The sequence below is a fragment of the Enterococcus sp. C63 genome, from assembly GCF_040887215.1.
GTDB lineage: Bacteria > Bacillota > Bacilli > Lactobacillales > Enterococcaceae > Enterococcus_B > Enterococcus_B hirae.
Genome location: NZ_JBFOFI010000002.1, coordinates 525,679 through 539,962, shown reverse-complemented (window position 1 = coordinate 539,962; position 14,284 = coordinate 525,679). Strand labels below are relative to the sequence as shown.

General features: G+C 38.8%; 12 protein-coding genes. All 12 read right to left on the bottom strand.

The genetic code is table 11. From position 1 onward, the window contains the following. Positions 1–772: 772 nt before the first annotated feature. Complete coding sequence (locus tag AB3H90_RS05100) at positions 773–4,456, bottom strand: BspA family leucine-rich repeat surface protein (RefSeq protein ID WP_368016297.1); 3,684 nt, start codon at positions 4,454–4,456, stop codon at positions 773–775. 1,029 nt (positions 4,457–5,485) lie between these two features. After that, a complete protein-coding gene (locus AB3H90_RS05095; RefSeq protein ID WP_010738133.1) occupies positions 5,486–6,271 on the bottom strand; it encodes an acetyl-CoA carboxylase carboxyl transferase subunit alpha in 786 nt (261 codons plus the stop codon). Continuing rightward, on the bottom strand, positions 6,264–7,133 hold the full coding sequence (gene accD / locus AB3H90_RS05090) for an acetyl-CoA carboxylase, carboxyltransferase subunit beta (RefSeq protein WP_010719670.1): 870 nt from the start codon (positions 7,131–7,133) through the stop codon (positions 6,264–6,266). The genes AB3H90_RS05095 and accD overlap by 8 nt, the downstream gene beginning before the upstream one ends. Continuing rightward, a complete protein-coding gene (locus AB3H90_RS05085) occupies positions 7,134–8,513 on the bottom strand; it encodes an acetyl-CoA carboxylase biotin carboxylase subunit (protein ID WP_010738135.1) in 1,380 nt (459 codons plus the stop codon). 7 nt (positions 8,514–8,520) lie between these two features. Further along, on the bottom strand, positions 8,521–8,940 hold the full coding sequence (gene fabZ, locus AB3H90_RS05080; protein ID WP_010719672.1) for a 3-hydroxyacyl-ACP dehydratase FabZ: 420 nt from the start codon (positions 8,938–8,940) through the stop codon (positions 8,521–8,523). Between the two features lie 23 nt (positions 8,941–8,963). Further along, positions 8,964–9,458 (bottom strand): acetyl-CoA carboxylase biotin carboxyl carrier protein, encoded by a 495-nt coding sequence (gene accB / locus AB3H90_RS05075; RefSeq protein ID WP_010738136.1) that lies wholly within the window; start codon positions 9,456–9,458, stop codon positions 8,964–8,966. Between the two features lie 2 nt (positions 9,459–9,460). After that, the gene (gene fabF / locus AB3H90_RS05070) at positions 9,461–10,696 is read right to left on the bottom strand and encodes a beta-ketoacyl-ACP synthase II (RefSeq protein WP_010719674.1); all 1,236 of its coding nucleotides are present in this window, start codon (positions 10,694–10,696) and stop codon (positions 9,461–9,463) included. 17 nt (positions 10,697–10,713) lie between these two features. Next, positions 10,714–11,451: a 3-oxoacyl-[acyl-carrier-protein] reductase gene (gene fabG, locus AB3H90_RS05065; protein WP_010719675.1), complete on the bottom strand. Its 738-nt coding sequence runs from the start codon at positions 11,449–11,451 to the stop codon at positions 10,714–10,716. Further along, a complete protein-coding gene (fabD, locus tag AB3H90_RS05060) occupies positions 11,442–12,377 on the bottom strand; it encodes an ACP S-malonyltransferase (protein WP_010738137.1) in 936 nt (311 codons plus the stop codon). The genes fabG and fabD overlap by 10 nt, the downstream gene beginning before the upstream one ends. A gap of 110 nt (positions 12,378–12,487) precedes the next feature. Then, complete coding sequence (locus tag AB3H90_RS05055) at positions 12,488–12,712, bottom strand: acyl carrier protein (RefSeq protein ID WP_005876288.1); 225 nt, start codon at positions 12,710–12,712, stop codon at positions 12,488–12,490. 46 nt (positions 12,713–12,758) lie between these two features. Then, entirely contained in the window at positions 12,759–13,721 is a 963-nt protein-coding gene (locus tag AB3H90_RS05050) for a beta-ketoacyl-ACP synthase III (RefSeq protein WP_368016296.1), read from the bottom strand. A 9-nt stretch (positions 13,722–13,730) separates the two neighbouring features. Continuing rightward, entirely contained in the window at positions 13,731–14,171 is a 441-nt protein-coding gene (locus tag AB3H90_RS05045; RefSeq protein WP_010719678.1) for a MarR family winged helix-turn-helix transcriptional regulator, read from the bottom strand. Positions 14,172–14,284 lie beyond the last annotated feature (113 nt).

Genomic DNA, 14,284 nt, shown 5'->3' with positions numbered 1-14,284 from the left:
CTTTTAAAGGTGTAACCACAGATAAGGTTAGTTAATCTCCCGCAAGAAGATAAAAGTCATCAAACATTCAAGAAGGAAATTTTGGAAATTCTACTTCTTGATGCGAAACACTCTTTATGTGCAAATAATATTTATCAGAGTTCAATTAGATCTGGGAATCAAATTCCATGTCTGATTACTAGTATTTTTCATTGTTCTACTGATAATAGGATTAAAATCAGTTAGATTATTGTCTTCTAGATCCTATCTACACTCACATTAGAATCCTTATTTTGATAACAAAAACAGCGGGAATCTAGTCCGTTTTAACCGCCGTTCACTCTGAGTGTATTCTAGTCTGCAGTTGGATTGTTTGCGCAAAATTCATTCACACTATAGGAATGCTAGTAGAACCTTGCACTTATCCAAAGAAAAGAAACGGAGACAAAAGTAGCATCTTCGGAAAATTAGTCGGAATTACTTGATACTAAACATGTTTGTTTCAACCCCTTCTGTGCTCAACTAAATTTCCTATTCTAAGTAATTCTCAATCAGCTTGTTTGACCAACTAATTATGCAACTGATTAATTCTAAATAATCTTAGAATCATCGTATGGTCTCTAAACAGATCTTATTTTACTAAATATAAACCTCTGTACACATTACGGTATTCCTCATTTAGCTCAACCTGTTTTAATTTTGAGCGTATCTTAAATCAAGAAAACTGAGACATTGATCAGATTTTTTCTAATCAATGACCCAGTTTTTAGACTTACATTAATTTGTTTTTTCCTTAATTAACAGAAACTGTTTGGTTTTCAGCCAATAAGTTGCCACTGCCATCATAGAAATTCATTGTTACTTGATCATCAGCTTTGATTAGGTCTGGCTTCACATAATAACTGATTGCCCCATCCTTAAAGTTCCCACCTTTACTGATCAGTTTACCATTGACAAACAAGATTCCTTGGTAAACATCGCCTGTGTAGTTTCCTTCGATCACTGTACTGATTCCCACACGATGGGCTTCTGTTAATTGCCCCAGTTGTTCTCCTATAGTCACTGGTTGTGGATCCCCTAGTGGTGTATCGAATTTATCATAGCCTTGAATCGTTGCTTGATCCCCTGCTTTGATGATTTGAGAGTTCACATAATAGCTAAACTTACCATCTTTATAGGTTCCGCCCCAGCTGATTACTTCCCCATTCACTACTAGTTTTCCTTTATGGATATCCCCCGTATAAGTTCCAGTAATGGTTGAATCACCTAGCTTATAAGTGTCCACCTGATCAATTGATCCTGAAGATTCGGAAATCACTTCAATCTCTTTGGAATCTATCAATTCCTTCTCTTTGTTGTAGCCATCTAATACGACTTTGTCGCCGACTTTTAATTTGCCAACACCGACATAATAGCTGAATTGACCATCTTTGAAGCTACCGCCCCAGCTGACAACTTTGCCATTAACGGTTAATCGGCCGAGAGACATATCTCCTGTGTAGGTTCCAGTGATATTGACATCTCCTACATGATATTCTTGTGGTTTCAACTCACTTTTCACTAGTTCTGCCACATAAGTTCCTGCCGTTAAATCCCCAGTTCCGTAATTTGTCATAAAGTCAGCAGGTGAATAGCCTTTGGACTGACCATCTTCACGAATCCAATTTCCTGTCAGCTGATCTCCATCGTTCAATGCTTTCGGTGCTGATAAACCAGTGTCTTCAACCGCCTTAAAGTGATCACCTAGTGTTAATTTAGCAAGAGGTGTATTCTTAAACATACTTTTCATCGTTGTTACTTTGCTAGTGTCAAAGCTACTTACATCTAGACTTGTTAAGTTATCCATAGCGTAAAACATTACACTCATATCTGTTACATTACTAGTATCAAAGCCACTTAGATCTAGGCTTGTTAAGTTACTCATACCTCGAAACATATTGCTCATAGTTGTTACGTTACTAGTATCAAAACCACTTACATCTAGACTTGTTATGCTACTCATATCGAGAAACACCCCAAACATATTTGTCACGTTACTAGTATTCCAACCATTTACATCCAAATTTGTTACGTTGTTCATACCTGAAAACATCAAACTCATATCTGTGACTTTACTGGTATCAAAACCACTTAAATCTAAACTTGTTACGCCGTTATTATAAAACATATAAGACATATCTGTTACTTTGCTGGTGTCAAAGCTACTTAAATCTAAACTCGTTAAGTTACTCATACCTCGAAATATATAGCTCATGTTTGTTACGTTACTAGTATCCAGTTGATTTAACCCTTCAATTTCAGTTAAATTATTAAGATACTTAGCTCCGGTAACATCACTACTAAATAAGTAGGCAGAATCTTCTGGCGCCATTACTTTTCCAGCCAAGACAATTTTCTTGATGGCTTCACTATCTACTTTGTCGCTGTTCCAAGGTGATTCTTCATAGCCACTTAATTCACCTGCTTCGATCGTCAATACCCCTGTATTTTCATCAAACATATACGGACTAGTCCCCCACGTGCCTGTTTCAACGGAAACATACGTGCCAGCAGTCAGATCACCGGTGCCATAGTTTTTCATGAAATCTTCTGCTGTATAAACCTTCCCTGTGCCATCTTCTCGCTTCCAGGCAGAAGTAAGTTTTGCATTTTCGGAGCCTGATTCTACAAATTTAAAGGTATCTCCTAGAATTAATTTCTTAAGTGGAGTATCAACAAACATATCACGCATATCTGTCACTTTGTGAGTGTCAAAGTTGCTTAAATCTAGACTGGTTACGCGACTTAAACCTTGAAACATCGTATACATACCTGTTACATTACTGGTATCAAACCCACTTACATCTAGGCTTGTTATGCTACTCATATTTTTAAACATATAATTCATAGATGTTACGTTACTAGTATCAAACCCACTTACATCTAGATTTATTACGCTACGCATATCGGAAAACATACAACGCATATCTGTTACGTTACTGGTATCTAGTTGACTCAACCCTTTGATTTCAGTTACATTCTTAAGTTGCTTACCAGTGTAAGTTGAACTAAACAAATAGCCAGAATATTTTGGAGCCACTACTTTCCCAGACAAGACAATTTTTTTGATTGCTTCATAATCCACTGTTCCGCTGTTCCATGGTGATTTTTCATAGCCACTTAACTCACCTGCTTCGATCGTCAATTTCCCTGTGTTTTCATCAAAATTATACGGACTGGTACCCCACCATCCTGTAGCAGAAACGTACGTGCCAGCAGTCAAGTCACCGGTGCCATAGTTTTTCATGAAATCTGCTGCTGTATAAACCTTCCCTTTACCATCTGCTCGCTTCCAGGCAGAAGTAAGTTTTGCATTTTCGGAGCCTGATTCTACAAATTTAAAGGTATCTCCTAGAATTAATTTCTTAAGTGGAGTATCAGCAAACATACCACCCATATCTGTCACTTTGCTAGTGTCAAAGTTGCTTAAATCTAGACTAGTTAAACTGCTCATACGGCGAAACATATCACCCATATATGCTACGTTACTGGTATCAAAGCCACTTATATCTAGACTGGTTAAACTTTGCATACCGAAAAACATAGAATCCATCACTGTTACTTTACTGGTATCAAAGCTATTTAAATCTAGACTTGTTAATCTACTCATACTGTCAAACATAAACGCCATTTCTGTTACTTTACTGGTATCGAAGCCACTTACATCTAGACTTGTTACGTTGCTCATACTGTAAAACATAGCATCCATATTTGTTACGTTACTGGTATCAAAACCACTTACATCTAGACTTGTTACGCTAATCATACCGTGAAACATATACTCCATATTTGTTACGTTACTGGTATCCAGTTGACTCAATCCTTCGATTTCAGTTACATTTGTAAGGTACGAATAAGAAAATAGGCGTCTAGAATCTTCCGGAGCAACTACTTTTCCAGACAAGACAATTTTCTTGATTGCTTTAGCATCTATTTTTTTGCTGTTCCATGGTGATTCTTTATAGCCACTTAACTCACCTGCTCCGATCGTCAATACCCCTGTATTTTCATCAAAAGTATACGGACTGGTACCCCACGTGCCTGTTATCTTAGAAGCTGCTGCCACATTCGCTGTTTGCGCTACTTTTGGTGCTTCAGCTGTTGGATTGGTTGCATCCTCTTCACTTTCGACAGTCGCTGCTGTTGCTTGGTCTTGAGTGTCATCCGTTGCTTCATCAGTTGTTGCTAACGAATCACTAGTTGTAGTGGTTGAATCCGTTGGGTTTACTAACGGATCTGTGACGTTTTGTATCGTTTGATCGATGACTTCTTTTGCTTCATTCGCCTGTGTTTGTTCAGTAGCAGTTTCAGCTGTTGGTGTCAAAGTATCCGCTAATGCCATCGTTGGTGCGATCCCGGTATTTCCCATCACCCCAGCCACCGCAAACATCGTTAATAGCTGTTTCTTACGTTTTGCTGTTAATTTTTTCTTACTCATATTTACTCCTTTTTTGCTCTTATTTTTGATCATTACTTTCTCGTCAATACCACTTCATCAGCTTTAGGTGTTTCCCCTGTTTTCAATTGATGTCTCTTTCCAATGTCCATTTTGTTACCGAAGCTGACAAAATCGTATGGATCATCTCCCCTGTAGCTTTTATTTTACTTGTTCTAATCAAGAGTAAACGCTCAATATAACTAATTAATATTCTTGAATCTTGATCGTTTACCATAACTGTTTTGTTGTATATATTTTTTTCATTGATTGAGGAAATCAATCAATCTTTCTACTACTTATCATCTGAAAAAATTTTTCATCTACATGTTACGATTTATGTAAAGGTTCATACGTGGCAGAATAACCTGCAACCTTTTAGACAGGAGAAAGATTTAAATACATCAAACAAGGTAGTGGAGACAAAAGTAGTTAGCATCAAGAAATAAGAAGAGATTCCCAAAAATTGACAAGAAACACAAAAACTAGTTTTTTGCTGTTGATTGTTACCTACTTGGTGCTTCTCAAATTTTTCGTAAATTTCAGCAGATTTTCCGAAGACGCTGCTTTTGTCTCATGTTTATTTGTTTTTTAGAGATACTAGATGAGACTGAGACAAGTTCTGTCCCAGTCTCCTTGAAAAATTATAGAGCCCATATTCATGCCAACCAAATGGTAGACACATGATTATATTCAACAGAGCGATTATCGCATTCCCATTTATAAAATCTCTGATGAATGATAGAGGATAATCTCCAATCCTTGTATTCAATGTTTTTTAAAAAAGCAGAAAGGGTAATAAAAAAACTATCAACGTGAAATAACAAAAAAATCTGAGACAGAATGAGATTCATTCTGACCCAGATTTGATTTTACACCATTCATCAGTCCTTATTGACAAAGAGCCGAAAAATTCAAAAAGCAATCGACCTCCAAAGCTGTTCCTGTCATCTAACAGGAAACGGTGGGTAGGTCGATTGCTTTATTCATTCAATTTGGTGCATAACTGTTTGTCTTATTCTTTATAACTGTTTAAAATTTACGGAATCTTTGATAACGTCGTTCAAGCAACTCTTCAGTGGAAGTTTGACATAGTTCGGTCAATTTTTCAATCAATGATTTTTGTAACATTCGACTGACTTTTTCTTTACTTAAAGCTTGCCCATTTACTGTTTCCGGTATCACACGATCGATGACATCTAATTCTAATAATTCAGCTGCCGCAACTTTCATTAATTCAGCCGCTTCAGCTGCTCGACTACCATCTTTCCACAAAATCGATGCAAAACCTTCAGGAGATAAGACAGCATAAATCGTCTGTTCAAGCATCCAAACTTCATCAGCTAAGCCAAGAGCCAATGCTCCTCCGCTTCCACCTTCACCGATGATGATTGCAATGATCGGTACTTTTAGATCAGACATCTCTAATAGGTTTCTGGCAATCGCTTCTCCTTCACCACGTTCTTCTGCACCGACACCACAATAGGCACCAGCAGTATTAATCAGTGTGATAATAGGACGATGGAATTTTTCTGCCTGTTTCATCAGACGAAGTGCTTTACGATAGCCTTCTGGATGAGGCGAACCAAAATTTCTGCGAATATTTTCTTGAAGGTCTCGTCCTTTTTGGATCCCAATAACTGTGACAGGTTTTCCATCTAATTTGGCAACCCCACCAACGACTGCTTCGTCGTCTCCAAATAAACGATCGCCATGAAATTCTTGAAACCCCTCAAAGATATCTTCAAAAAAATCAAGACTCGTCCAACGATCCTTTTCACGCGCCAGTTGAACGATCTCATGTGCTGTTTTATCCATGATTTATCCAACCTTTCTGCGTATGCATTTCCAACAAATGATGGATCGTTTCTTTTAGTTCTTTTCTAGGAACGATTTGATCAACAAATCCATGGGTAAGTAGAAATTCTGCTTTTTGGAAATCTTCCGGTAATTCTTGTTTGATCGTTTGTTCGATCACTCGTCTACCGGCAAAACCAATCAAGCTTTGGGGTTCAGCCAGGATCACGTCGCCTTCCATTGCAAAACTCGCTGTTACGCCGCCTGTAGTTGGATCGGTCAATACTGTTAGATAAAACAAACCGGCATTGCTATGACGTTTGACAGCTGCTGAGATTTTTGCCATCTGCATCAAAGAAAAAATACCTTCTTGCATTCTGGCTCCTCCAGAAGCAGTGAACAAGACAACGGGTAAGCCAGCTTTTTCAGCCCGTTCAAACAAACGGGTGATTTTCTCACCTACAACGGTTCCCATACTGCCCATGATGAAATTAGAATCCATGACACCAATCGCAAATGGCAGACCGTGAATCGTTGCTTTTCCTGTCAATACCGCTTCATGCAATCCTGTTTTTTCTTGCATAGTTTGGATCTTTTCTTGATAATCAGGGAAGTTCAAGGGATCTTTTGTTACTAAATCCGTGTCCCATTCTTCTAAACTTTTTTCATCGATGATCAATGCTAATCGTTGCCAAGCACCAATACGAAAGTTATAACTACAATGAGGGCAAACCTTCTCATCACCAATATCTTTTGTATAAATGATGTGTTTACAATTAGGGCATTTAGCCCACATATTATCTGGAATAGACGGCGCATTCGTTGGTTGTTCTGCTCGATTAGGATTAATTCGAATGTATTTTTTCTTTTTGAATAAAGCCATCTACTCTTCTCCTATCTCTGTTTCAGGTGTCCAGTTCGGTAAAAAATCTTCTTGTAAAAAGGCGGTACTATAGTCCCCTGCGATGACTGCTGGATGACTGATTAAATCCATTTGGAACTCCGCGTTCGTGATCACTCCATCGGTAACCACTTCGCTTAACGCTCGTTGCATTTTCATCAATGCCTCAAAGCGAGTGTCTGCATGAACGATCACCTTAGCGATCATTGAATCATAATAAGGTGGAATCGTATAGCCGGAATAAACGGCACTATCAACTCGAACACCCATGCCTCCTGCTGGCAACAAAAGGTTTTTGATTGTTCCAGGTGATGGTGCAAAATGAAAAGCTGGATTTTCTGCATTGATCCGACACTCAATGGCGTGACCAGAGAATCGCACATCTTCTTGTTTGATTTCCAACGGTTGCCCCGCAGCAATTTCAATTTGTTTTTTTACCAAGTCAATGTTTGTAACCATCTCAGTTACCGGATGTTCGACTTGGATCCGCGTATTCATTTCCATGAAATAAAATTCTCCCGCTTCATCCATTAAAAATTCAATCGTTCCAGCATTTTCATAATTAACCGCTTTGGCTGCACGAACTGCCGCAGCTCCTAATTCTTCTCTTTTATTCTGAGAGATGACCACTGAAGGGGATTCTTCTAATACTTTTTGATTATTTCGTTGAAGAGAACAATCTCGTTCGCCTAAATGAAGGACATGCCCATAATGATCACCAAGGATCTGTACTTCAATATGTCTTGCTGGATAAATGATTTTTTCTAAATACATTTCATCATTTCCAAAAGCCGCTGCTGCTTCTTGCTGCGCAGAAGAAAAATGTTGCGGTAATTCTTCTTTTGATAAAACTTTACGAATCCCTTTTCCGCCACCGCCAGCGGCAGCTTTAAGCATGACCGGATAACCAATCTTATCCGCTACTGTTAGTGCTTCTTCAACTGTTGATAATACGCCATCACTTCCTGGAATAACAGGTACATTGGCTTCTTGCATCAAGCGACGTGCATTGATTTTATTCCCCATCGCATCGATCGTTCGACTCTTTGGACCAATAAAAGCAATATTACATTCTTCACACATAGAAGCAAAACGGCTATTTTCAGATAAGAACCCAAAACCTGGGTGAATCGCTTCTGCTTTGGTCACAATGGCTGCACTCAAAACTGCTTGGACATTCAAATAGGAGTCCGTCGCTTTTGCAGGACCAATACAAATTGCTTCATCTGCCAATTGAGTATGCAATGCGTCAGCATCTGCTTGTGAGTAAACAGCAACAGTCTGAATACCAAGCTCACGACAAGCGCGAATAATTCGTACGGCGATTTCGCCACGATTAGCTATCAAAACTTTTGAAAACATAACTCACCTATCCAATCATAAAAGTTAATTCAGCTTCAGCAACTTTTTTGCCATCCACTTTTGCAATTCCTTTACCAATACCAGCAGAAGATTTGATTTTCGTAATTTCTACTTCAAGATACAGTGTATCCCCTGGAGTGACTTTTCGACGGAATTTTGCTTTGTCTAAACCACCAAAATAAGCAGTCTTTCCTTTAAATTGTTCCAAGGATAATAACGCAACTGCTCCTGCTTGTGCCATCGCTTCAACGATCAAGACACCTGGCATCACAGGTTCTTCTGGAAAGTGACCTTGGAAAAATGGTTCGTTGATCGTCACATTTTTCTTTGCAATGATTCGTTCGCCTTCCACCATTTCTTCGACACGATCAATCAGCAATAGCGGATAACGATGTGGTATGATTTCTTTAATTTCTTGAATGTTCATATTGCTCCTCTTTCCTCTTTTGCTTAATTTGGTTGAATTCTAAATAGTGGTTGATCGTATTCAACAACCGCTTCATTTTCAACAAGAATCTCAACGATTTTCCCATCGACTTCGCTTGTGATTTCATTCATCAATTTCATTGCTTCAATGATACAAATCACTTCACCTTTTTTGACACTATCTCCCACTGACTTAAATTGTGGTTTATCAGGGGCAGGTTGTAAGTAGACGATTCCAACAATCGGTGATTTTACCTCGACACCTTCGAAACTTTCTTGTGATGCTTCGACAGATGCTTGAGGTGCTTCACTAACTGGCGTTTGTTGGATTGGTGTTTGAGGTACTACCGTATCTCTAGGCGCTTCTGTAGCTACTGGCATTGGAGCCATTGTTCCCATTCCACGACTAGATTCATTTTTATTCATATATAATTCAAATTGACCTTCTCTTAAATCAAATTCAGTTAAAGTAGATTGATCGAATTGACTGACTAATTCCTTGATCTCATTGATATTCAAGATTATTCCTCCCAGCGTTTCATACACAAGACCGCATTGTGACCACCAAAGCCTAACGAATTGCTCATTGCATAAGTCAATTGCGCTGGTTTGCTTTCATTGATGACAACGTTCAAGTCAATTTCCGGATCTTGTTTTTGGACATTGATGTTTGGTGGAATAAATTGATGTTCCAGCGCCATTAAAGTAGCTAACGCTTCAATCCCTCCAGCTGCACCTAATAAGTGTCCAGTCATGGATTTCGTACTGCTGACATATGTTTCTTTGAATGAATCACCTAATGCCAGTTGGATCGCTTTTGCTTCTGCTTGATCATTAGCGGGTGTACTTGTCCCGTGGGCATTGATATAGCCAACATCTTCTGGCTTAATACCAGCTTCATCCATGGCTAATTTCATTGCTTTGGCAGCGCCTGAACCATCTGGTGTAGGAGCAGTCATATGGAACGCATCACAATTAGCGCCGTAACCAACGATTTCTCCATAGATTTTTGCACCACGCGCTTGAGCATGTTCTAAAGATTCGATCACTAAGATACCCGCTCCTTCGCCCATCACAAAACCGTTACGTTCTTCATCAAAAGGAATCGAACCACGAGTAGGGTCTTCAGCATTCGATAGAGCTGTTAGTGCAGCAAAGCCGGCAATTCCCATTTCACAAATTGTTGCTTCTGCCCCACCAGCTAGAATGACATCTGAATAACCATGTTTGATATTGCGGTAAGCTTCACCAATAGCATTCGTTCCGCTCGCACAAGCAGTAACGATTGCTGTACAAATCCCTTTAGCACCTACACGTAGTGCAATGTTGCCGGCAGCCATATTTGCAATAGCCATTGGAACAAACATTGGTGAGACACGTTGCGCGCCTTTTTCGTGTAATCGGATCACTTGGTTTTCGATCGTTGGCAATCCGCCGATACCGGAACCAACAATGACACCAAAACGATCTTGATCGATTTTCTCTTTATCTAGACCGCTCATCCCTAATGCTTCTAGTGCTGCATAGATCCCATAAATCGAGAACATGTCCATCCGTTTGCTGTCTTTTTTTACAAAATATTTATCGTATGGAAAATCTTTGACTTCACCTGCTAGTGTGATTCCAGTTTCTGTGGCGTCAAATTTAGTAATAGGAGCAATCCCATTCGTTCCTTTTTGCAAACTATCTAAAAAGCTTTCAGCATCATTACCGATTGGTGAAGTGACACCATAGCCTGTAATTACTACTCGATTCATTATTGTTTTCCTCCTTTTTATCCGTGCATCACGAGACCGCCATCAACATTGATGACCTGTCCTGTGATATAAGGACTCTCTGCTAAGAAAATCGCAGCATTCGCAACATCTTCCACGCTGCCAAAACGTTGCATTGGAATTTGTTTTACTACTTGCTCTTTGACTTTATCAGATAACACTTCGGTCATATCCGTAGCGATAAAACCAGGAGCAATGGCATTACATGTAACACCGCGTGCAGCCGCCTCACGAGCAACAGATTTTGTAAAACCAACGACACCTGCTTTGCTTGCTGCGTAATTGGCTTGTCCGACGTTACCAATCAATCCTGAAACACTTGACAAGTTGATAATTGCACCTTCACGTTTTTTCATCATTTTCTTTAAAACGTGTTGTGTCATATTGAATGTTCCTGTTAGATTGATATCTAAACAAGCTTTAAAATCTTCTGCTGACATGCGCATCAATAATTTATCGTTCGTAATCCCTGCATTATTGATTAGAATATCGATTGATCCTAATTGTTTTTCTGCTTCTTCTACCATCAAACCAGCTTTTTCATAATCTGAGATATCGCCAGAAACACCGATGCAGTTCACACCTTGAGCTTTGATCTCATTGATTTTTTCTTCTGGAATTGCTTTTCGTCCATTTAAAACGATGTTTGCGCCTGCTTTTGCAAAAGCTAGCGCCACAGCGGCACCAATTCCTCTTGTGCTACCTGTAATAAATACGTTTTTTCCTGTTAGCTCCATAACATGCCTCCGATACTTGTCATTGTTTCTTCTAAAGTTTGTTGATTTTCTACTCTTAAAACCGGAATCGTTTTATCGATTTTCTTCATAAAGCCACTTAATACTTTACCTGGACCAACTTCGATCACACGTTCCACACCAAGTTCTTTTAATTGATGGATGCTTTCATAAAAATGTACCGGCTTCATCACTTGTTGTTCAAGCAGAGTCGGTATCCGATCTTTGTTCATGATTTCAGTTGTCGTATTACTGATGACAGGAATTGTTGGCTCATTAAAAGTGATCGCTTTTAGCTCAACGGCTAATTTTTTTGCTGCTGGCGCTAAGATTGCTGTATGAAACGGACCACTCACATTAAGTGGAATCATTCGTTTGATGCCTTTTTCTTGCATGATTCTTACTGCTTCATCCACTGCTTGTTCTTCACCGCCAATTACGATTTGTTGGGGTGTATTATAATTTGCAGGCGAAACAATTCCTAATCGTTGAGCTTCCAAACAGCTTTCTTCAATAACTTCTACAGGTGCATTCATAACAGCTACCATTTTCCCACTACCAAGTGGTGCAGCTTCAGTCATATAAGCCCCTCGTTTTGCCACTAAAGCGACTGCTTCACTAAATGACAAAGCTCCACTAGCTACTAAAGCGGAATATTCGCCTAAACTTAATCCTAGAGCAGCTTGAGGTGTAATCCCTCTTTCTTTCAACAAACGATAAAAAGCAATGCTGACCGTTAAGATTGCTGGTTGTGTATAAGCGGTTTGATTGAGTCGTTCATTTTCTGAAAAACACAATTCCGCCATATCATAGCCTAGAATATCACTTGCTTCATCAAACGTTTCTTTGACGATAGTTTCTTGATAGAGATCTTGTCCCATGCCTGGATACTGAGCGCCTTGTCCGCTAAATAAAAATGCTGTCTTCATATATTTTCTCCAATATTTTTAGGATATATGCTCATGTCTTGATTTATTAAAAAGGACCAAGACACTCCTATTTAAGGAAAATGTCCCAGCCCCCAACCTAATCTTAATGATTATGCAGTTTGTTTTTCAACATAAGTTACTAAATCTTGAACTGTTTTGATGCCGTCTTCTGTTTCGATTTTCACGTCAAATTCGTCTTCGATTTCATTAATGATTTGGAATAAATCCAAGCTATCAGCTTCTAAGTCTTCTTGGATGTTTGTTGTTAATTTGATTTCTTCTGTTTCTTTTCCTAACTCTTCTGCAATAATTTCTTGAATTTTTTCGAATACCATACTATATATTCCTCCGATATTGTTTACAATTTTATGTTTTATCAGCTTACAGTTCCATGAGGATACTTCCCCATGTTAAACCTCCACCGTAACCTGTAAATACTACTTTTTGTTTTTTTCCTAAAGTGATTTGCCCACTAGCTACCGCTTCATCTAATAGGATTGGAATACTTGCAGCAGAGGTATTTCCGTATTTATCCATATTGGTTAAGAATTTTTCTTGCGGTATTTTTACCTTGCGTGCAATTTTCTCAATGATTCTAAGATTTGCTTGATGTAAAAGCAGATAATCAACTGACACATTTTGAGTGATGTCTTTAATGTTTTTTGCAACGTCTCTTACAGCAAAATCAAAGATATCTCTTCCCATCATTGATAAATAAAAAGAGCCTTTTGCATCCTTTACATACACCGGTGATCCGTTCGAATGATAGCCAGCTGTGAGTGACGATCCTCGAGTGCCATCTGCTTCCAGATGTTCTGCAATTATTTTCTGCTCTGTACCAGCTTCAAGTAACACACCACCAGCACCATCACCAAACAGGACAGCCGTTGAACGATCAGACCAATCGATTAATTTGGATAATGTCTCGCCACCAATCACTAATCCTTTATTTGAACCGCACCGAATCATTTTCTCTGCCATGCTTAAAGCATAAACAAAGCCTGAACATGCTGCACTAAGATCAAATGCAATTGCATTTGTTGCACCAAGTTTACCTTGAACCTGGACAGCCACAGAGGGTGTCGTAAAATCAGGAGACATAGTTGCTACAAGAATGAAGTCAAGTTCTGTCGGATCGATGTTCTTTTTTTTGATGAGCTTTTCTGCTACTAAATAGCAAAGATCAGAAGTTTCTTGATCTGTAACGCAACGCCTTTGTTTGATACCTGTTCGCGATGAAATCCATTCATCTGAAGTGTCCATCATTTTGGAAAGATCATCATTGGTAATGATTTTTTCGGGAAGGACACTAGCTGTTGCTGTGATCGTTCCAAATTGTTCCATTAAAAATCCTCACTTGTAATCTCGCAAAAAATCATGCAAGTTTTTCAATGCAGCCAGTAAAGCTTGCTGTTCGTCGGTAGCCATGCCATCCAAGATATTTTTGACCATTTCACGATGAAAGTGCTGATGGACACGATATAAAAGTTTGCCTTTTTTTGTCAGTCCTAATTTCACCACTCGTCGATCATCTTCACTTCGAATGCGTTCAACATAGTCTTTCTTTACTAACTTATTGATAGCAGTGGTCAAGGTCCCAACAGTAATCGACAGTTCTTTGGCTACTTCTGAAGTCGTTTTTTTCTTGTACATACCGATTGCCTCGATCGTATGCATCTCTGTAATTGACAAATCTTTGAACTGAGATTTTTTTAATTCAGATTCTTCGATTGTCAAAATATCATTGAAGACACTAACAAGATAATCATTTACTGTTTTCAAATCTGGTTCCATGTTCCACCATCCACTAATTAGTTTGATTATCAAATCATTTGATGTTCAAACTATATCTTAACTTTTTTCAAAATGCAACCTAAAAAGCTCATTTTTTCCAATTATGAACTTTT

Coding starts and splice junctions, on each gene's coding strand:
- AB3H90_RS05100 (WP_368016297.1), bottom strand. CDS start 4,456: ATGAGTAAGAAAAAATTAACAGCAAAACGTAAGAAACAGCTATTAACG.
- AB3H90_RS05095 (WP_010738133.1), bottom strand. CDS start 6,271: ATGGATAAAACAGCACATGAGATCGTTCAACTGGCGCGTGAAAAGGAT.
- accD (WP_010719670.1), bottom strand. CDS start 7,133: ATGGCTTTATTCAAAAAGAAAAAATACATTCGAATTAATCCTAATCGA.
- AB3H90_RS05085 (WP_010738135.1), bottom strand. CDS start 8,513: ATGTTTTCAAAAGTTTTGATAGCTAATCGTGGCGAAATCGCCGTACGA.
- fabZ (WP_010719672.1), bottom strand. CDS start 8,940: ATGAACATTCAAGAAATTAAAGAAATCATACCACATCGTTATCCGCTA.
- fabF (WP_010719674.1), bottom strand. CDS start 10,696: ATGAATCGAGTAGTAATTACAGGCTATGGTGTCACTTCACCAATCGGT.
- fabG (WP_010719675.1), bottom strand. CDS start 11,451: ATGGAGCTAACAGGAAAAAACGTATTTATTACAGGTAGCACAAGAGGA.
- fabD (WP_010738137.1), bottom strand. CDS start 12,377: ATGAAGACAGCATTTTTATTTAGCGGACAAGGCGCTCAGTATCCAGGC.
- AB3H90_RS05055 (WP_005876288.1), bottom strand. CDS start 12,712: ATGGTATTCGAAAAAATTCAAGAAATTATTGCAGAAGAGTTAGGAAAA.
- AB3H90_RS05050 (WP_368016296.1), bottom strand. CDS start 13,721: ATGGAACAATTTGGAACGATCACAGCAACAGCTAGTGTCCTTCCCGAA.
- AB3H90_RS05045 (WP_010719678.1), bottom strand. CDS start 14,171: ATGGAACCAGATTTGAAAACAGTAAATGATTATCTTGTTAGTGTCTTC.